Origin of the sequence: Citrobacter sp. wls613, from assembly GCF_005281195.1 — a bacterium.
Lineage (GTDB): Bacteria > Pseudomonadota > Gammaproteobacteria > Enterobacterales > Enterobacteriaceae > Citrobacter > Citrobacter gillenii.
Genome location: NZ_SZXN01000002.1, coordinates 1 through 20,226, shown reverse-complemented (window position 1 = coordinate 20,226; position 20,226 = coordinate 1). Strand labels below are relative to the sequence as shown.

Here is a 20,226-nt window from a genome sequence, read left to right as displayed (position 1 = left end):
AAGCTGTGGCCAGTTTTTGTTGACCACTACAAACACACCCCGCAAAAACGCGTTTGCTTACGCGCCCATTCGCATTACACTGCGGATGTCTATTTTCCATTCAACTGACGCTACCCGAGGTGCGATCTCGCTATTCCCGTTGAGGGTTTTCTCCCGACAAGGAGCTGTTTTATGCAACGGATTTTCGCGTTTTTCTCGCAACGCGCCACGACGCTGTTTTTCCCCATCGCGCTGATTCTGTACGACTTCGCCGCCTACCTGTCAACGGACCTGATCCAACCCGGCATCATTAATGTCGTGCGGGATTTCAACGCCGATGTCAGCCTGGCACCGGCTGCGGTTAGCCTGTATCTGGCGGGTGGGATGGCGCTACAGTGGTTGTTAGGTCCGCTTTCCGATCGAATTGGTCGCCGACCGGTGCTAATTACCGGCGCGCTCATCTTCACCCTTGCCTGCGCGGCAACACTGTTCACCACCTCAATGACGCAGTTTCTGATTGCACGCGTTGTGCAGGGCACCAGCATCTGCTTTATCGCCACCGTCGGCTACGTCACGGTGCAGGAGGCATTTGGCCAGACAAAGGCCATCAAGCTGATGGCCATCATCACCTCCATTGTGCTGGTGGCACCGGTCATCGGCCCGCTCTCCGGGGCAGCGCTGATGCACTTTGTCCACTGGAAGGTTCTGTTTGCCATCATTGCCGCGATGGGCCTGGTCGCCTTTATTGGCCTGCTGTTGGCGATGCCAGAAACGGTGCAGCGCGGCTCGGTGCCGTTCAGCGCACGCGGCGTACTGCGGGATTTTCGCGATGTATTTCGCAACCGAGTGTTCCTGTTTGGGGCCGCCACGCTGTCGCTGAGCTACATCCCGATGATGAGCTGGGTGGCGGTATCGCCGGTGATCCTGATCGACGCGGGCGGCATGACCACCTCGCAGTTTGCCTGGGCGCAGGCTCCGGTATTTGGGGCGGTTATCGTCGCCAATATGGTAGTGGTGCGATTTGTGAAGGACCCGACAAGGCCGCGCTTTATCTGGCGGGCGGCACCTGTCCAATTGAGCGGGCTGGCGATACTGATTGGTGGCAATTTACTCTGGCCGCACGTCTGGCTGTGGTCGGTGCTGGGCACCAGTCTGTATGCATTTGGTATCGGAATGATTTTCCCGACGCTGTTCCGTTTTACGCTGTTTTCCAACAACCTGCCGAAGGGCACGGTCTCCGCATCGCTGAATATGGTGATCCTGACGGTAATGGCGGTTTCTGTCGAAATTGAGCGCTGGCTGTGGTTTAACGGCGGCAGGATTTCGTTTCACCTGTTGGCGGTTGTCGCAGGTATTGTCGTGGTATTCACGCTCGCCGGATTGTTGAAGCGGGTACGTCAGCACGAGGCCACGACGTTAGCCACGGAAAACTAACCTGCCATGCTTATTCGGCCTACGCCATCGTGGTAGGCCGGATAAGGTGCTGGCACCGCATCCGGCATTTATCACATCACATTACGCGATACGCGCGAACCCGGCGTCCAGATCGGCAATCAAATCACCGACATCTTCCAGGCCAATATGCACCCTGACCAGCGTGCCACTGAAGTCGACATCCCCGGCCGGGCGAATGCTATTCAGCTCCTCCGGCTGGTTAGCCAGAATCAGCGACTCGAATCCGCCCCACGAATAGGCCATATGGAACAGCGAGAAGTTATCGAGGAAATTCGCCATCTGTTCATCAGTCAGGCGCTTTTTCAGGATAAACGAGAACAGGCCCGAGCTACCGGCAAAGTCGCGCTGAAAATACTCATGGCCCGGACACTCCGGTAACGCCGGATGATTCACCCGCGCCACCTCCGGTCTTGCCGACAGCCAGCGGGCAATATGGATACTGCTTTCCTGATGCTGTTTCAGACGTACCGCCAGCGTGCGCAGTCCGCGGCTGCCGTTGTACGCCGTGTCGGCATCCAGCGTTTGCCCCATCAGATACGAGTTCTCACGCAGACGATCCCAGCAGCGGGCGTTGGACACCGCCGTGCCCAGCATGCCGTCCGAGTGACCAATGGTGTATTTCGTCCCCGCCTGAATGGAAATATCCACGCCGAAATCCAGCGCCTTAAACAGCACGCCCGCCGCCCAGGTGTTGTCGATCATAATGACGATTTCCGGGTTCACTGCGCGGATCGCCTTCACCATTCCCGGCACGTCCTGTACTTCCATGGTGATTGAACTGGGCGATTCCAGAAACACCACTTTCGTCTCAGGGCGCAGAAAATCGACAATGCCTGCGCCAATCAACGGATCGTAATAGGTGGTTTCCACGTTGAATTTACTCAGGATCTTATTACAGAAATCCTGGGTTGGCTCATAGGCCGCGCCGGTCATCAGGATATGATCGCCGCTTTGTACAAACGCCAGAATCGCATTGGTAACCGCCGCGGCCCCGCACGGGTACAGCGCACAGCCCGCACCGCCTTCCAGCTCGCTCATCGCCTTCTGAAAAGCGAAGTGGGTATACGTACCGCGACGACCATAAAACAGTTCCCCGTTAGCGCGATTGGCGGTAGCGAATTTTTTATCCTTCACGGTATCAAACACCAGCGAAGAAGCGCGTTGGATAACCGGATTCACCGCCCCCTGGGTGTAACGTTTGTCACGTCCGGCGACGACCAGTTGGGTTTCAATCTTCATTGCGTCTTTCATAACATCTCCTGTTTCTTAATCCGTGTGCAAACCTATACCGCAGCGGCGGTCGCGTTGATTTCAGCGTCGTTCTGCTTTTTTCCAGCAAACCGCTCAACAATTTGTGCCGCGTTCAAATCATGGATCACGTTGATAAGCGTGGCGGGCGCATCGGTAATCGTACCCAGCACCACCAGCATCGGGATCGCTTCCATCGGCAACCCGAGCGTGGTGACAATAAAGATCTCACCCAGAAACGCGCCGCCCGGTACGCCGCCGACGATAATGGCCGAGAGCACGGCAATCAGCATGGTCAGGAAGAAGGTCTCGGTGGTGAACGGCATGCCGAGCACGGAATAGATAAAGACAATTTTCAGCGCGGCAATCATCGCCACACCGCCTTTATTCAGGTTAACCAATAACGGAATAGAGACATCGACGATTTCCGGGTTAATCCCCATCGCCTTACCGGCGCGCAGCGTGACAGGTAACGTGCCCAGTGAAGAACAGGTTCCCAGCGCGGTGGCGGAAGGTTCAATCGCATTACGCCAGAAGGCTCTGACCGCCGGAACACCGCCGCCAATATACGAATAGAGAATTGAGCCGAAAACAAAGTAGACCAGCGTGGCGACCATAAACAGGCCAATGGCGCGGGCAAAGGTTAACAGCAGCGCGGAATCCTGGCTGGCCATGGTCGCAGCGAAATAGCAACCAAGACCAATCGGCGCCACTTTCATAATGATAGAGACGATCTTCATGATCACGGTATTGGCATCTTCCAGCAGTGACGCAATGCGTTTCCCCGCCTGATCTGATTGCCCAATCGCCACACCGGCAATGATCGCCATGACGATCAGCGCCAGAATATTGGACTTCGAAAACAGTCCGATAAAATCATTGGTGGTGATCATGCTGACAAAATCCATCTTGCCACTGCCCGCCTGCACGGACTGCGAGAGATCGATAGTGACGCCCTGCGCCGGGTTGTACCATAGCGCCAGCGCCACAATCCCGGCAGCCGGAATAAAGGCCATCGCGATCGAAACAATAAAGATAATCGCCATAATGCGTCCCAGCCTTTTCAGGTCGGTCATACTGGCGATAGAAGACATGACGCTGATCCCCACCAGCGGCACGATAATCATAAATAACAGGTTTAAGAATATCTGACCGACTGGCTGGAGTGTGCTGGCAAACGTCGGGGCATAAATACCTAATAAGCCGCCAATAACCAGAGCAAATAATAAAATAATCGACGATCTGTAGGGTTCGAGTCGTGACCACATAATGGGTACCTTTTAAATTATATAATTTTTAATGAGACTACATTCACAACTTGATGTGTTTCAGGCCTGCCTCCTTATATTTTGTGATGCAACTCACTTAACCTGTTATTTTTTCATTTTGCCAGCGAGTTGTTTCCTGTGATTCAATAGTTGCATGTTTAAAATGCGAATGTAACGGCCTATTCGTACCGTTTTTGCAAATCACTTGTGAATTAAAGGAAATTATGGGTACGCCGATTTCACTCAAGCATTTGGAATTTTTCGTCAAAATCGTTGACTGCGGAGGGTTATCGGAGGCTGCCGCGCAGCTCAACGTCTCGCCTTCCGCGGTAAGCAAAAGCCTGACGGCAATGGAAGACACGCTGGGGACAACGTTAATTAAACGCACCACCCGCAGTATTACCCTGACCGATGCCGGGCAATATTTATTTAACCGCGCCAATAAGCTACTGACAGAGTTTGATGAAACGCTGAATACTACCTCCGGTTATTACCACAGCCCGCAGGGCGAATTACGCATCACCTGTTCCATTGCCTTTGGTTATTCGCGACTGGTAAACCTGGTGGATAAATATCGCACCCAGTTCCCGGATGTGAATCTGTACATCGATCTCAACGATAACTTCGTCAATCTGAACGAAACCGATTTCGACATTGCCCTGCGCATCTCCACCGCGCCGCCGCAGAATTACGCCATGCGTAAACTGGTCCCCATCCGCTGGGCGTACTGCGCGTCGCCGGGATACCTCGCAAAAAAAGGGATGCCCCAGCGCCGCAGCGATTTGGTGAATCATGATTGCCTGGTTTACCCCGGCCTCACGCCAGTACTTAAAGTGGCAGACGAGCAGGATCGTTTACACCAATTGAAGCTACATATGCCGATCCAGGCCAACAGCAGCCTGGTGCTATTGAAGTCGGTGTTAGAAGATCAGGGCGTGGCGTATTTACCCACCTATCTGATTGGCGATCATATTCAAAAAGAAGAGGTCACGCCGCTGATGCTCGACGGCACCATCACCTGTGAAACCCACGCCCTGTATGCGCTGTATTTTCCCAGCAAGTACAGTAATCCAAAGGTACGATCGTTTATCGATTTTCTGGTGGCGGAACTCGGTCCGTTACCCGCGTGGGACAACTGGATCCCAGGATAAGATCATTCAGTCTAAAAATGGGAGGCGTGCCACAATTTTTGCACGTTCCCCCCGTCTGGCTCTATCCTTAAGTTTATGAATAAAATTGCTGAACTCAAACGCGCCAAGCGACTGGCGCTCTCTCTGCTGCTGATTGCTGCCGCGACCTTCGTCATCACGCTGTTTCTGCCACCCAACTTCTGGGTGCTCGGGATCAAAGCGATTGCCGAAGCGGCGATGGTAGGTGCGCTGGCGGACTGGTTCGCCGTGGTCGCGCTTTTTCGCCGGGTACCGATCCCGTTTATCTCGCGCCATACGGCGATTATCCCGCGTAATAAAGACCGCATCGGCGAAAACCTGGGTCAGTTCGTGCAGGAAAAATTCCTCGACACCCAGTCACTGGTGGCGCTGATTCGCCGCCATGAACCGGCGCTGCTCATTGGCAACTGGTTCAGCCAACCAGAGAATGCCCGGCGCATCGGCCAGCATCTGCTGCAGATCATGAGCGGATTTCTCGAACTGACCGACGACGCCCGCATCCAGCGGCTGATCAAACGCGCAGTGCATAAGGCTATCGACAAGGTCGATCTCTCCGGCACTAGCGCATTAATGCTGGAAAGCATGACCAAAAACAACCGCCACCAGGTGCTGCTCGACACGCTGATTACGCAGCTGATCGCCCTGCTACAGCGCGACAGTTCGCGGGCGTTTATCGCCCAGCAGATTGTGCGCTGGCTGGAGACCGAACATCCGCTCAAAGCGAAGATCCTGCCAACCGAATGGCTCGGTGAACACAGCGCCGAGCTGGTCTCTGATGCGGTCAACTCCCTGCTGGATGACATCAGTCACGATCGGGCGCATCAGATCCGCCACGCCTTCGATCGCGCCACGTTGAACCTGATCGATAAGCTCAAACACGATCCTGACATGGCCGCACGTGCAGAAAGCCTCAAAAGCTACCTGAAAGAGGACGAAGCCTTTAACCGCTATCTCGGCGAGTTGTGGGCGGATCTGCGTCAGTGGGTGAAAACCGACATTAACGCCGATGATTCTCGCGTGAAACAACGCATTGCCAGCGCCGGACAGTGGTTTGGCGAAACGCTGGTTGCCGATGGTGCTCTGCGCGCGTCGCTGAATGAACACCTGGAGCAGGCTGCGAAAAAAGTCGCACCGGAGTTCGCTACCTTCCTGACGCGCCACATCAGCGACACGGTCAAAAGCTGGGATGCACGGGAGATGTCGCAACAAATTGAGCTCAACATCGGCAAAGATTTGCAGTTTATTCGCGTCAACGGCACGCTGGTTGGCGGTTCTATCGGGCTGGTGTTATATCTGTTGTCGCAACTACCGTCTCTGCTCACGCTGCCGAATTTTTAAGGAGAAAAAATGGCTGAAATCACCCTGTCATCCGCGGAGCGCGATCGCCTGCGCAACGAACTGGAAACGTATTGCAGCGACCACTTCGATCTCGACCTTGAGCAGTTCGATGCCGAGTTCTTTATTGATTTTATTATCGAAAAACTGGGACCTGCGTTTTACAACGCCGGTATTGAAGAGGCGATCCGCACCCATATCGCCTACAGCGAACGGATCCAGGAAGAAATGGACCTGAAGAAAATCCTCTGACGGTAACCTCGCATCATTTAACTTTAAATTATCATTTGCATATGTAATATAACAAATATCCACATAACAGCGTGAAGTGAGCGTCTGCATGCCGCAGGGAAGTCCTGGTTCAAATCATCATTCCATCCGCATCGCGCTGTTTGGCCTGCTGGTCTTGACGCTGGGCATGGGGATTGGCCGCTTTCTGTATACGCCAATGCTGCCGGTGCTGCTGACTGAAGGTCAGTTTACCTTTAGCCAACTCTCGTGGATTGCCAGCGCCAACTACGCCGGGTATCTGGCAGGCAGCCTGCTGTTTTCCTTCGGTTTGTTCCACCAGCCCTCACGCCTGCGTCCGATGCTATTAGCGTCTGCGCTCGCGACCACCGGACTTATCCTGGCGATGGCGTTTTTTACCCAGCCCGCACTGATGATGGCGATCCGCTTTCTGGCAGGTGTCGCCAGTGCAGGTATGATGATCTTTGGTTCGATGGTGGTTCTGCAGCATACCCGTCATCCGTTTGTGATTGCGGCCCTGTTCTCCGGTGTCGGGACCGGCATTTTTCTCGGTAATGAGTATGTCATCGCTGGTTTACGCTTTGCGCTGTCATCGCACACGCTGTGGCTGGGTGCCGGAGTCCTTTCTGGCTTACTCCTTCTGCTGCTGGTCGTGCTGCTCCCCTCTCGTGACCGCGTGCTGCCCGCCGTACCACTGGCAAAATCCGCGCATCAACCGATGTCATGGTGGCTGCTGGCGTTGCTTTACGGGCTGGCCGGTTTTGGCTACATCATTGTCGCCACTTACCTGCCGCTGATGGCGAAAAATGCCGGTTCGCCACTGCTGACCGTACACCTGTGGTCGCTGGTTGGCATCGCAATCATTCCGGGGTGTTTCGGCTGGCTATGGGCGGCGAAACGTTGGGGAGTCCTGCAATGCCTGACAGCCAATCTGCTGACCCAAAGCGCCTGTGTGGTGTTAACACTTGCCAGCGACTCGTTGTTCCTGCTGGTTCTCAGCAGTATCGGTTTTGGCGCAACCTTTATGGGAACCACCTCACTGGTGATGCCGCTCGCCCGCCAACTCAGCGTGCCGCGAAACATTAACCTATTGGGACTGGTGACGCTGACGTACGGCATTGGGCAAATTCTCGGGCCGCTATTAACCAGCCTGCTGGGAAGCGGTGCTGTCGCCATTATCAACGCTACGCTGTGTGGTGCAGCGGCACTATTTTTTGCTGCACTGATTAGTGCAGTACAATGCTATAAACAGCGTTCTCTTACACCTAAAGAAGTATAAGCACCCCCCTCTAGAAAATCTTAAATTCGGATTACTCCGCAATTAAATATCAACATTTCATAATCCACAAATAACCAATAATTCATTCTCCAGACACTTTATAATCCGTCTTAACTCATTTGTAGAATAAACATAAAATGAGTAAAAATGGACATATCCATACAACATCAACAGCATATTCAGGAACAGTACATGTCGTGGTTTAAAAAAATCATACTTGGGTTAATTATTATCATCAGCTTATTTAGCACCATGAAGGATTATAAAGACTTCGGCTTTTTCGGGGCCGCAGGGCTGTTTATTATATTTGTACTCACCACGATTTTTCTCTGGCAGTGGGCTGCCGGAAAGTGGCCAGAGATAGGCACCATCAAAGCGATTCTTATTTTGCTGGCCAGTACCATTGCCTCTATATTCGTCATTAATATGGCCATCGCCGGAAATTTACATGTAGATCTGATGGAAGTAATGCGCGTTTCGATTACGCATAAACCACTTTTTTATCTCATTTTCTGCGTGGTGGCATGGGTAAAAGTGGGGATCTGGAAGTGGTTATTTAGCGAAGTGCGTGGCAACCCACAGCAGCCAGTCTGACAGGAAAAGCAATGTAAAAAAGGCGTCTGACTAGAGACGCCTTTTTCATGACATAACAAAAACTTAGAACTGGTAGGTCAGGCCAGCAACAACTTCGTTGTCACCGTCCTGGCCATTGAGCAGGTTAAACTTGTAACCCACATCGGCCACGATGTTTTTGTTGAAGTAGTAATCGGTACCCAGCGCCACGTACTCGGTCAGGTCAGTGTTGTCAGTGTCACGTGAGTGGACATAAGCCACGTTCGGACGCAGACCAAAATCAAACACATAGGCCGCCATCGCTTCAAAGTGCTGCGCTTTGTTGGCATTCTGGATCAGGTTGTGGGATTCACCGTACATCGTCGCCACATAGACAGCATTGGCATCATACTTCAGGCCCGCACCCCAGAATTCAGCGTTATCACCTTCCCAGCCCTGCTGTTTCTGCTCAGCAGTTACCGCGCTGGTAGAGTAAGCCGCGATGGCAGACACGCCAGAGTCCGCGATGTTGTCATAACCCAGAGAGAAGCCGTAGCCATTGCCGTGCTGTTTAGCCGGGTCCGCATCGGTATCATCCTGACCCTGGTATTGCGCCGCCAGGTTTACACCATCAACGGCACCAAACAGATTTTTGGTACGGAGTGTTGCAACGCCAGAAGTGCGTGTAGTAAGGAAGCAGTCAGTATTTTCATAGGAATCACCGCCGAACTCTGAAAGAACGTCAGTGTAAGATCCCACGTCATAAGCGACACCGTAGTTACGACCGTAGTCAAAGCTAACGTCGTGACCGTAATCCAGGCCAGCAAACGCGAGACGTGTTTTAATACCATCCTGAGAACCTTCTGCTCCAGCGGCATCAAACTGACTTTCAAAGTGGCCATAACCGGTCAGCTGATCGTTAATTTGTGTCTCACCACGAAAACCCAGACGCGCATAAGTACCGTCGGCGTCGGTGCCGTCAGTCCAGGTATGTACTGCTTTAACTTTGCCGTACAAATCCAGTTTATTGCCATCTTTGTTATGAATTTCCGCTGCATGAACGGACGTTACCCCTAATGCCATCACGGCTAATGCCACTGCTGTCTTTTTCATTTTTTTACTCACTTTTAATTGTGAATTTTGCTATCAACTTTGTTATGCGGGCAGCGCGCCAACATAAAAAAGCCCCCTATTGAACAAGGGGAAAACAAATAACACACCAGTAAAATTATTAAGGACGTAGCAAGGCATATATCATTATTGGGAATATAAATAAAACCCAGATAGAGCGTGATAGCATGTATTACTGAGAGTCACTCTCATTAATAGAGCGATGTAGCATTAATGCTTCAGCAATAATATCTTGTTTGCTTTTTCGTGTTTCAAATGCCAGCGTGCGAACGTATTCCCACAAAGAGGTATCGACACGCGCACTTAAAAGAACCATATCTTTCGAGCGGGTACCTCTGGCTTTTCGACTATCGGGATAATCTCGAGAAGGCATTGTCATCTCCTGAACGCAATAATACGCTTATGGCGATGAAATATGCATCCAGTGTAAAAACATGTCAACGGCAAAAAAAATGCACAATAGTAATGAAACTGTTAATAAACCACTTAAAAGTGGAACGCTATTTCAAATGAAAGATAACTTGATTGTAGAATAATGTGTAATTTTTACTTTACGCACATTCATTGTGACTCATTAGATTAAAAAAAAGACGTCTACCGCGTGGCTAACAATGTGCCATCAAAACATCATTCCAGCCAATAGGTTACATAACGTGTTTAATGTCTACTTTTACCTAAAACCCCTGTTTTTATATGCCTTTTTGCGTTGATTTTCGGTGCTATCCGCTGCGTAAATCGCGTTGATTCTCACTGCGTTGTCGCCTGCGTTGTCGAAAAATAAGCACGGAAAGGTAAAATTTTAGTAAACATTGCATTCTTTCGCTTTTAAAAATAAGTCGATTTAAATTGATTTAAATCAATTTTACCAGCCGCGTAACGGCGTAAAAATCGCCACTTGCGGTAACTGGAAACAATGTTATACGCCGATTTTATCAGCAGAAAAAACAGGTGCAGGAACGTTAAACCGCAGAGGAAAGCGCGGACCAGGACGCCATTTTCAGGCGATCCCTTGCGAAAGGAGAGTCCGCAGAGTGCGGAATGTCATCCCGCTCTGGGCTACAACGCCAGAGCGGTCTTATTCACGAATCTCAACAATCTTCAATAATCAGATACACCGCCTTCACCGGACCATGCACCCCGACCACTTTGATAAGCTCAATATCCGCCGTTGAGCTGGGCCCGCTGATGATGTTAATGCACGACGGCATACGCTCACCGGCCTGCGCTTTCTGATGCAGAACCTGCGCCAGTTGCGCCACACGCGGCAGGATGCTGCTTTTACGCAGCACGAAAATAGAGGACTCGGGCAACAGGCTGATTGAACGCCCGCGCTCCGGAGCGGAAAACAGCACCACGCCCCCGGAATCCGTCAGGCCATACTCGGCATACACCACGCCAACTTTCGCCTGCTCGGCCTGAACAATATTCTCGGCTCCACGCACCGGATCCCAGACCACAGCATTACACTCTCGCTGCAAACGCTCGGTTATCCCCAGTTCTGCCAGCCGACTGTCGCCGCTAACCACCACCGGCTGCTGCCCCAGCTGTTGGCACAGACGTAACGCCGCCTCAGGGGCCTGCGCCTCATGGGTCAGTTCGCACTGCGCCAGCATCACCTCGCTGGCAAACTGCACAAACGCATCGCAGCGCTGCTGCGGGCTGAGTTCGGTCAGCCGCTCGTTCGCATAGTTGTTCACCGGCGCGGCTTCGGCCTGCAGTTCCCGCCGCAGCGGACGGCCCAGCGCCTGGGCAACGGTGTTTAAAAACGCGGTACGGTTATCCATTCTTTTTCTCCTGCGCCTGATGTTTCTTAAACCAGCTACGGAAACTCTCTCCGTCAGCATCAGGAAGATCGCGCGCTTCCATCCAGTCGCCAATCGCGCCAACCTTGAGCGGCGTTTTACCGCCATTGATAAACCAGCTCGCCGCGTGGGCACCGGCCATCATGCCGACCTTCCACAACCCTGGATGGCTGTTGGCATAAGCGAACATTTTGATCGCGCGACGTTCCGCTTTCGGGGTAATCCCTTCCTCGGCCATTACCCGGCGATGGCGCAGGATCAGTTTTGACAGCGGGATCTGTACCGGACAAACGCTGTCGCAGGCCGTGCACAGTGAACAGGCGTAAGGCAGGTCTTTAAAATCTTTATAGCCGCCGAGCAGCGGAGAGATCACCGCCCCGATAGGCCCTGGATAAATAGAGCCGTAGCCGTGCCCGCCAATATGGCGATACGCCGGGCAGGTGTTCATACAGGCTCCACAGCGGATGCAGCGCAGCACATCGCGAAACTCAGAACCCAGCACCTGCGAGCGACCGTTATCCACAATCACCAGGTGAAACTCTTCCGGCCCGTCGACGTTATCCGCCTCGCGCGGCCCGGTAAGCCAGGTGTTATAGCCCGTCAGACGAGCGCCCACCGCACTGCGTGCCAGCATAGTGATCAGCACGTCCACGTCGGCAAACGTCGGCGCGATGCGCTCCATGCCCATCACCGCAATGTGCGTTTTCGGTAACGTGGTACACATCCGCGCGTTACCTTCGTTGGTGACCAGACAAACCGAGCCGGTCTCCGCCACCGCGAAGTTACAGCCGGTAATGCCAATTTCAGCGCTGAGGAAATCCTCGCGGATCTTCTGGCGGATGAACAAGGTCATCGCTTCCGGCGTTTCCGGACCGTCATAGCCCATCTGCTCATGCAGCACGCGACGGATCTGATAGCGATCTTTATGGATAGCCGGGACCACCACATGCGAAGGCGGATCCTGATCTAACTGGAGAATATATTCGCCCAGATCGGTTTCGATCACCTGAATACCGGCATCCTGCAGCACGTGGTTAACGCCGATCTCTTCGGTCACCATCGACTTGGATTTCACCACCTTCTTCGCGTTTTTCGCTTTTGCGACCTGCAAAATGTAGCGGGTAGCCTCTTCCTTGGTCTTCGCGAAAAACACCTGACCGCCGTTTTCCGTCACTTTCTCGGAGAGTTGATACAGGTAGGCGTCGAGGTTACTCAGAACGTGGTCGCGGATCTGGCTGGCACGGTCGCGCCATTCTTCCCAGTGCCCTAACTCATCGACCATTTTTTGCCGGTTCGCGCCGATGCGCCCCTGCGCGTTAGCCACGGCTTTGCGCATAATCGGATCGTCAATTTGCTGGCGAATGCGCGTTTTAAACTCTACATCGCTGGTTTTTATCGACATCTCTTTCCCCTCAGCGGCTCATCAGCACTTCAGCAATATGCATTACTTTGACCGGCTGGCCTTCACGCTGCAGTCGGCCGCCAATGTTCAGCAGGCAGCTGACGTCGGCACCAATCAAATACTCCGGTTTCGCATCCATGAGATGCAGGACTTTCTCTTTCACCATCTCGCCGGATATTTCGGCCATTTTGACCGAGAAAGTGCCGCCGAATCCGCAGCAGGTGTCCTGATCGGCAAAGGTTAACAGCTCCAGACCGCGTACGTTTTTCAACAGCGTGAGCGGCTCTTCTCTCACGCCCAGCTTGCGAGTCAGGCTGCACGAAGGGTGATAAACCGCTCTGCCCTGCAGGCTGGCACCGACGTCCACGACGCCCAGTTTGTTGACAATAAAAGAGGTGAGATCCTGCATACGCGCGGCAACCTTTTCGGCGCGCAATGCCCATGCAGGTTCATCGGCCAGATACGTCGGGTAGCTTTTGACCGCATAGGTGCACGAACCTGCCGGAGAGATAATCGGATCGTCATTATCCTCCAGCGCAGCGATCATGTTTTTCATCCCCGGGATGGCTTCTTTGATATAGCCACTGTTAATGGCGGGCTGACCGCAGCACCCCTGCTTCTCGGGGAAATTAACGCGGCAGCCGAGCTTTTCCAGCAACAATACGGAATCACGTGCCATCCGTGATTTCAGCGCGTCACCAATACAGGTGACAAAGAAATTTACATTCACAATAAATACCCCATTGCTTCATTGCCTTTTAAAACCGGCGGCACATCGCCGCCCGGTAATAATTCAATAATAAAAACTGGCCATTAATAAAACGGTGATACCTGACCTTTACTGTTTTATTGTCTTTTCGTCAGGCCCAGTTTTTACGTTTACTGGTTTTACCAATGCCCGGGTTCATGCTGTTGGTCGGGTCATTTTCCTGATAAAACCGCGCCAGATTTTCAGGCGCTTTATAAAGGTGGCCAACATTATGTTCTGCCGGATATTGCGCCCCGCGTTGGCGCAACAGTTCGAGCATCTGTTCTTTTAACGCGTGCGCATCAACGCCTTTTTTAACGATATAATCCTGATGGAACACATGGCACATAAAGTGGCCATAATAAAGTTTATGCACCAGCTGACTGTCAATTTCAGCCGGCAGATGTTCATACCACTCGGTATCATTGCGGCGTAGCGCAATATCCAGCGCAAGAATATCCTCAACCTCATCAGAATGAACGGCCTGATAGCGAATGGCGGCTCCCGCTGCAGCAAAGCGGTGCAGAAACGCCTTGCTGCCCTCTTCCGGGGTACAGGCAAAGAAATCTCCGTCTGCCGTTTTAAAGTACTCGGTTAACCACGCCTGCGCTTCGCCGATGCCGTCCCCTGCCATTTTCAGCATCAGATGATGCTCGTAGTTGTCACGCCAGGTTTTCATGCGTGGCGGGAGATGGCTCGGGAAAAAATGACTGAATGTCTGCATTGCGCGGTCGGTAAAGTGCGGGCGGAAAATCTTCACCTTCTCCAGCATGGCCTCGGTGCGCCCCTTCAGATTAAAGAAAAACGGCATTTTGTCGGTGCCGAGTTTGTCGATCATCAGGAAGGTGTCTTTGCTGTATTTCTCTGCAACATCATAGATATCACGATGCATATACTCACCGGCGACCGGTAAGTGTGTAAACGTCGCCAGCATATGGCGGCGTATGTCCGTCAACACCGAGGTCTGATTGGTACCAATGTAGAACACCTGCTGATTCTTCTCAGCTTCAAAGGTGTCCAGACGCACGGCAAACACCGCCAGTTTCCCCGCGCAGCCTGAGGATTCGAACAGGCGATCCGGGTCGGCGTTGTAACGCGCCGGGGTGTCGGCATCAACGTCTCTGACGCGGGTCACGTAATCGTGGTCGTGCGCGTGACGCCCGTCATGACTGACGTCAGCACGCGCAATCGCGTTGTTATCCAGGCGGGCGAGGATCTGTTCCGGCGTCTCGCCCAGTTCGATACCCAGATGATTAACCAGTTGTAGCTGTCCCTGTTCATCCACGCGGGCAAACAGTGACATCTCGGTGTACGCCGGGCCACGCTGAACCAATGCACCGCCGGAGTTATTACAGATACCGCCAATCACCGACGCACCAATGCAGGAGGAGCCAATCACCGAATGCGGCTCGCGGCCAAACGGCTTCAGCGCCTTCTCCAGCGAATACAGCGTGGTACCCGGATACGCCAGCACCTGCTTGCCCTCATCCAGCACATGCAGACTGTCGAGGCGCAGCGTGCTGATGATAACGATGTCGCGATCGTAGCCCTTGCCGTTCGGCGTGGAACCTTCCGTCAGGCCGGTATTTGAGGCCTGCATCAGAATGATTTTATCGGCCTCCACGCAGGCCTTGAGTACCTGCCACAGTTCAAGCAGAGAGCCGGGGATCACCACCGCCAGCGCCTCGCCCTGACCCGAGCGGAAGCCCTTGCGATAACGCGCCGTTTTGGACGGATCGGTAAGGACGTAGGCGGGGCCAACCCGTTGGGTAAGTGCAGTCAAAAAGGATTTATTATCAGTGTTTTTCATGGAGGGCGGCTCTCCGCTCCTTATATCAGGGCAATCGAAAATGGCGATACATTCATTTGTATGACAAAACAAAATAATCCCCCAATCATTACTTACATGCAATACCCTGGTTTATTTCTTTCGGCCTCGCTCACATTTTTATATTGAAAACCACAATTATCAGAAATCAAAAAACCGTTTAAAACGACTTACCCGCCCGTCCCTATCATTATTACACAGACCATTATATAACTATTTATAGGTACCCATTTTGCGCCCAAAGATATTTACAGAGCATTATTCCTCAATTAAAAGCTTACAATAGTTACAAAACCATTAATCATAATTACTTTATCCACTGAAGCGATTCAGTTTGCATATTTTATTTATCCAGCCATGTAAGTTCCCCGCCATAAATACAAATAAGGTTTAATAAACCCATCAGGAATAGTAATGAACGAATATATTATGTTTGTTTTAGCCCTCTCTCCTTTGCTGCTTATGGTATTTTTAATACTAAAATTAAAAATACCGATTCATTATTCAGTCTTGATTACGCTGGCCTTTACCATCGCGCTGTCGGCGATATTCTGGGATATGCCGTTACAGAATTTGAAAGCCTCCGTGGGCTATGGTGCCCTCAAAGGGTTATGGCCGATTGTGATTGTGATCCTCGGTGCGATATTCAGTTATAACGTGATGCAGGCCACCAAAGCGCTGGATATTCTGCGCGATATTCTCGCCAGTATTAGTGAAGATAAACGCATCCAGGTACTGCTTATTTCGTGGTGTTTTGGCGGATTTCTTGAGGCCGCCGCTGGCTACGGCACCGCGGTTGCCATTCCTATTGGCATCCTGATCGCACTGGGATTCAATCCGCTCAAAGCGGCCATCGCCTCACTCGTCGCCAATACCGTGCCGACGGCATTCGGCGCGGTGGGTATTCCGGTTTCAATTCTCGCTGAACAGGTTAACCTGCCGGTTTTCACCCTCGGCGGAACCATTATTATGCAGCTGGCGCTGTTTAATATTCTGCTGCCGTTTGTGATTATTTGTATTATCGGCGGTGGCCTGAAGGCGATTCGCGGCGTGTTCTTCATCACACTAATTTGCGGTATTACCACGCTGGTGCCGCAGTATTTTGTCGCTATCCACCTTGGCGCAGAACTCCCTGCATTTGCCGGCAGCCTGGTCAGCCTGTTTGCCGTCGCCATTCTTGGTCGACTGCGCAACGGCAAAACCGCCCCCGAATGGCGCATTGAAACCAGCCATACCCGGGAAACCACACCGCGCTCGGCGAAGGTGCTGTTCCGGGTCGGCTCCATCTACCTGTTTATTTTTATCTTTATTCTGCTGTGCTCGCCGCTGTTCCCGGCGATAAAAGCGGCAGCATCACAGCTGGCTTCGGTGCTGCATTTCACCCTCGCCGACGGTAAAACGCTGGCGCTGAAAATCGAGTGGGTCACCACGCCGGGGATGCTGATCATCTTTGCGACCCTGATCGGCGGTTTTATCCAGGGGGCTTCGGCGCGCGGGATGCTGGAAGTGTTTGTCAAAACCATTTTCCAGTTGAAGAATTCGATCGTCGCCATTATGGCGATTGTTGCGCTGGCCACGGTGATGGATCTCAGCGGTATTATCGCCACGCTGGCTCAGTCGATTGTTGACCTGACCGGCGGCTCGTATGTCTTTCTCGCCCCGGTTATTGGCGCGCTGGGTACGTTTGTCACCGGCAGCGACACCAACTCGAATATTCTGTTTGGTAAACTGCAAACCATTGCTGCCAGCAAGTTGAATATTGACCCTAACTGGCTGGCGGCGGCCAACACCTCCGGCGCGACGGGCGGGAAAATGATCTCCCCGCAGAGCATCGCCATTGCGGTTTCCGCCACCAAAATGGAAGGCCAGGCGAACCAGATTATGTCTGGCACCATGAAATACTGCTGCGCCTACATCGTGATCCTCGGCTTAAAGGTCGGCCTCTTTTACTACTGGTTTATGGCGTAACGCATTGTCAACCCCAGCCATATTCTGGCAAGCGTGTTTGACAAGACAGTGAACAAAAAGGTTTACAGCCACCCGGTCAGGAGAACGCCGCGGCTGGCTTTACGATTTGTCGGCGCTGACTAAAATAGCGCCGATATTTCAAAGAGAGGATTGTTGTTATGTTGTTCTGGAAAAAGATGGTGAAGAAGTTCGACGCCTTTTCTGCGTTGATCCCACCACGCTACTTCCGCGTGTAATGCCTGGCACTTATGCCTGATGGCGCTTCGCTTATCAGGCCTACGTTTCACGCACATTTGTAGGCCGGATAAGGCGCAAGCGCCGCATCCGGCTGCTACAACAGAGTAAAACACTCACCCCTTTCTCTTACGCATTCCGCACGTTCTTAACACCACCACCCGTAAACGCAGCCACGCAAAGCGATAAACCAGCGGATGCTGAAACCGTAGCAATGTCAGAAACATAGCGCCTCCCGTTACCGGAACGTAGGCAGCAGGCCAAACACGTCCAGCACCACCGTCAGATAGACAACCGCCCCGCAGACGATCACCAGGTTAAGCACCGTGTTATTGCAGGGTGCAGTGTAGCTGGCCGTAGGGAAACGCTTACGCGCCGCTTTTACCAGGAACGGTGGCAGGATCACGCTCCAGATGGTGAAGGCCAGACCGGCATAGCCAATCGCATGAACAAAACCATTCGGGAAGAAAAAGCACACAGCAGCCGGTGGGAAGTAGGTTACCAGCGCAGTTTTCAGACGACCGACGCCATTATCCGGGAAGTGAAACAGGTCAGCGATATAGTCAAACAGGCCGAGGGTTGCCGCCAGCAGGGAACTGGCTACCGCAAAGTTGCCGAAGAAGGTCAGGATCAGATCCATATAGCGGCTGGTAAACAGCCCGCTGATGGCCTCGACAAACACGTCGATATTGCCGCCTTTAGCGATAATCGGCGGGAATTCCGAACGGCTGATGTTGCCCATCGTCACGCCCAGCCAGAAGACATACAGCAGCAGAGCAAACAGCGTACCGATGATTATCGAACGCGTAATATGCGGGATCCCACTCTTACCGTACAGTTTGACCAGGCTCGGCACGTTGCCATGAAAACCAAATGAGATAATACAGAACGGCAGCGTCATCAGGATATACGGCAGGTACTGCGACCCTGGGATCGCCACCGCGACGCTGTCGACCAGTTTCGCCACTTCAATATGGCCGACCAGCCCGGAGAATGTGGCAAAGAACGCGATAAACTTACCGATGATCAAAATAGTGGTGATGCGTCCGACCAGCAGCGAACTGTACCAGGCAATCGCCCCGACCAGCATACTGACAATCACCACCGAGACATTCGCCGGAAAGCGCACGCCGCTGTATTTGAACACAGTTTGCGCCATCACCGCCGATGACCCGGAGATATAGGCGTAGGTCAGAATATACAACACAAAGCCAAACGCGATACCGACCACGATATTCCACTTCTGGCCTAATAAATCCTGAGTAAAGGTATTAAAACTGGCACCTGCGCCGTAATGCAGGTTAACTTCAACCAGCATCAGGCCGGTTAATAACATCATGATGGCAACAAAAAGCAGAATGACAGAGGCGCCGGGAAACCATACGCCGGCCATCGCAATCGGCAGGGAAAACATTCCACCGCCCACGACGGTTGCGATAACCAACATGGTTCCGCTAATCAGTCCGGGGGTACTACTCTGTCGCTCAATGGCATTAATATCCATGATAAATGTTCCTGTAGACTATTCGTTATAATTACAGCTGTCATTTGTACATCATGCGGATAATAAAAATGTCGGAGTCAGGGTTTGCAATTTTTTCGTTATATTGCGGTAACGGGCACCGCAAAGGCTTCCTGTTCATGGAAAAGGAATACAAAAAAGCCCCATCACAAGATGGGGCCTGAATAACATTTAAATATAGTCAAAGCGTGCGGTAAAGAAGCGCAACTGCTTCGGCTCGTAAATAAACTTCAACCCGCGAATATCTTCTTTATGCTGGTAAAGTTTAATGATGCCGTCTGCCACTACATCCATATGCGCATAGGTATACACGCGGCGTGGAATAGTCAGGCGTACTGTTTCCAGTTTTGGTCTGTGGTGCTCACCGGTGGCATTATTACGGCCCGCAGAGATAATACCGCGCTCCATACTGCGCACGCCGGTCTCGACATAAATGCTGGCTGCCAGACTCTGCGCCGGGAACTCGTCCTGGGTCAGATGTTCGCAGAAGCGACGCGCATCGAGGAATACCGCGTGTCCGCCCACTGGCTCAACAATCGGCACACCGGCAGCTTTCAGCTTGTCGCCGAGGTAGCGAACTTGCTTCACGCGGTGCTCGATGTACTCATACTGCATGGCTTCGCGCAGGCCAATCGCCATCGCTTCCATGTCGCGTCCGGCCAGACCGCCGTAGGATGGCATGCCTTCATAGACCACCACTAACTCTTTGGCAGAAGAGAACATTTCGTCGTCGTTCATGCACAGGAAGCCGCCGATGTTCACCAGACAGTCTTTTTTACCACTCATGGTACAACCGTCGGCATAGCTGAACATTTCATGGACGATCGCGGCGATGCTCTTGTCCTCAAAACCCTGCTCTTGCTCTTTGATAAAGTAGGCGTTTTCTACGCAGCGGGTGGCATCGTAGAACACTTTAATGCCGTGAGCTTCCGTCAGTTCGCGCACCGCACGCATGTTAGCCATCGAGACCGGCTGCCCGCCCGCGAGGTTAACCGTCACCGCCAGGCAGATATACGCAATATTCGGTGATGCTGCCAACTTACTGATTTAGTGTATG

16 protein-coding genes and 1 pseudogene are annotated in these 20,226 nt (G+C 52.4%); 7 read left to right on the top strand and 10 right to left on the bottom strand.

Features of this window, described 5'->3' with window-relative positions:
- Positions 1-171 precede the first annotated feature (171 nt).
- On the top strand, positions 172-1,413 hold the full coding sequence (gene mdtM, locus FDX01_RS00520; protein WP_137399040.1) for a multidrug efflux MFS transporter MdtM: 1,242 nt from the start codon (positions 172-174) through the stop codon (positions 1,411-1,413).
- An 81-nt stretch (positions 1,414-1,494) separates the two neighbouring features.
- Here mdtM and metC read toward each other — a convergent pair whose 3' ends face one another.
- Entirely contained in the window at positions 1,495-2,685 is a 1,191-nt protein-coding gene (gene metC / locus FDX01_RS00515) for a cystathionine beta-lyase (RefSeq protein WP_137399039.1), read from the bottom strand.
- Between the two features lie 32 nt (positions 2,686-2,717).
- The gene (locus FDX01_RS00510; protein ID WP_115259547.1) at positions 2,718-3,950 is read right to left on the bottom strand and encodes a dicarboxylate/amino acid:cation symporter; all 1,233 of its coding nucleotides are present in this window, start codon (positions 3,948-3,950) and stop codon (positions 2,718-2,720) included.
- 224 nt (positions 3,951-4,174) lie between these two features.
- Between FDX01_RS00510 and FDX01_RS00505 the strand changes: the two genes are divergently transcribed.
- The 5 genes from FDX01_RS00505 (at position 4,175) to FDX01_RS00485 (ending at position 8,576) form a co-directional block, all read left to right on the top strand.
- Entirely contained in the window at positions 4,175-5,101 is a 927-nt protein-coding gene (locus FDX01_RS00505; RefSeq protein ID WP_115259548.1) for a LysR family transcriptional regulator, read from the top strand.
- A gap of 75 nt (positions 5,102-5,176) precedes the next feature.
- Positions 5,177-6,457 (top strand): DUF445 domain-containing protein, encoded by a 1,281-nt coding sequence (locus tag FDX01_RS00500; RefSeq protein ID WP_115259549.1) that lies wholly within the window; start codon positions 5,177-5,179, stop codon positions 6,455-6,457.
- A 9-nt stretch (positions 6,458-6,466) separates the two neighbouring features.
- The gene (locus FDX01_RS00495; protein ID WP_115259550.1) at positions 6,467-6,706 is read left to right on the top strand and encodes a DUF2164 domain-containing protein; all 240 of its coding nucleotides are present in this window, start codon (positions 6,467-6,469) and stop codon (positions 6,704-6,706) included.
- An 88-nt stretch (positions 6,707-6,794) separates the two neighbouring features.
- Positions 6,795-7,982 carry an MFS transporter gene (locus FDX01_RS00490; protein WP_137399038.1) on the top strand — a complete coding sequence of 396 codons (1,188 nt, stop codon included), beginning with the start codon at positions 6,795-6,797 and terminating at the stop codon, positions 7,980-7,982.
- Positions 7,983-8,174: 192 nt separating this feature from the next.
- Positions 8,175-8,576, top strand: coding sequence for a hypothetical protein (locus tag FDX01_RS00485; protein ID WP_137399037.1), 402 nt, complete (start codon positions 8,175-8,177; stop codon positions 8,574-8,576).
- A 63-nt stretch (positions 8,577-8,639) separates the two neighbouring features.
- On the opposite strand, the gene FDX01_RS00480 is transcribed toward FDX01_RS00485, so the two are convergent.
- The 6 genes from FDX01_RS00480 to dld form a co-directional block, all read right to left on the bottom strand.
- A complete protein-coding gene (locus FDX01_RS00480; RefSeq protein ID WP_137399036.1) occupies positions 8,640-9,647 on the bottom strand; it encodes a porin in 1,008 nt (335 codons plus the stop codon).
- A gap of 190 nt (positions 9,648-9,837) precedes the next feature.
- Positions 9,838-10,038 (bottom strand): hypothetical protein, encoded by a 201-nt coding sequence (locus tag FDX01_RS00475; protein ID WP_096758446.1) that lies wholly within the window; start codon positions 10,036-10,038, stop codon positions 9,838-9,840.
- Between the two features lie 715 nt (positions 10,039-10,753).
- Positions 10,754-11,449 (bottom strand): lactate utilization protein C, encoded by a 696-nt coding sequence (locus FDX01_RS00470; protein ID WP_137399035.1) that lies wholly within the window; start codon positions 11,447-11,449, stop codon positions 10,754-10,756.
- Positions 11,442-12,869 carry a LutB/LldF family L-lactate oxidation iron-sulfur protein gene (locus FDX01_RS00465; RefSeq protein ID WP_072663053.1) on the bottom strand — a complete coding sequence of 476 codons (1,428 nt, stop codon included), beginning with the start codon at positions 12,867-12,869 and terminating at the stop codon, positions 11,442-11,444. The genes FDX01_RS00470 and FDX01_RS00465 overlap by 8 nt, the downstream gene beginning before the upstream one ends.
- Before the next feature lie 10 nt (positions 12,870-12,879).
- Positions 12,880-13,599, bottom strand: a complete 720-nt coding sequence (locus FDX01_RS00460) for a (Fe-S)-binding protein (protein ID WP_064186363.1) — start codon at positions 13,597-13,599, stop codon at positions 12,880-12,882.
- Positions 13,600-13,729: 130 nt separating this feature from the next.
- Positions 13,730-15,427 carry a D-lactate dehydrogenase gene (gene dld / locus FDX01_RS00455; RefSeq protein ID WP_096758449.1) on the bottom strand — a complete coding sequence of 566 codons (1,698 nt, stop codon included), beginning with the start codon at positions 15,425-15,427 and terminating at the stop codon, positions 13,730-13,732.
- A gap of 432 nt (positions 15,428-15,859) precedes the next feature.
- On the opposite strand from dld, the gene FDX01_RS00450 reads away from it, so the two are divergent.
- Complete coding sequence (locus tag FDX01_RS00450; protein WP_137399034.1) at positions 15,860-17,413, top strand: L-lactate permease; 1,554 nt, start codon at positions 15,860-15,862, stop codon at positions 17,411-17,413.
- Between the two features lie 472 nt (positions 17,414-17,885).
- Here FDX01_RS00450 and FDX01_RS00445 read toward each other — a convergent pair whose 3' ends face one another.
- Together FDX01_RS00445 and FDX01_RS00440 are read right to left on the bottom strand one after the other, a co-directional pair.
- On the bottom strand, positions 17,886-19,151 hold the full coding sequence (locus tag FDX01_RS00445) for an aromatic amino acid transporter (protein WP_096758451.1): 1,266 nt from the start codon (positions 19,149-19,151) through the stop codon (positions 17,886-17,888).
- A 189-nt stretch (positions 19,152-19,340) separates the two neighbouring features.
- Positions 19,341-20,192: pseudogene (locus tag FDX01_RS00440) on the bottom strand (tryptophanase); the annotation flags it as partial.
- Between the last annotated feature and the right edge of the window lie 34 nt (positions 20,193-20,226).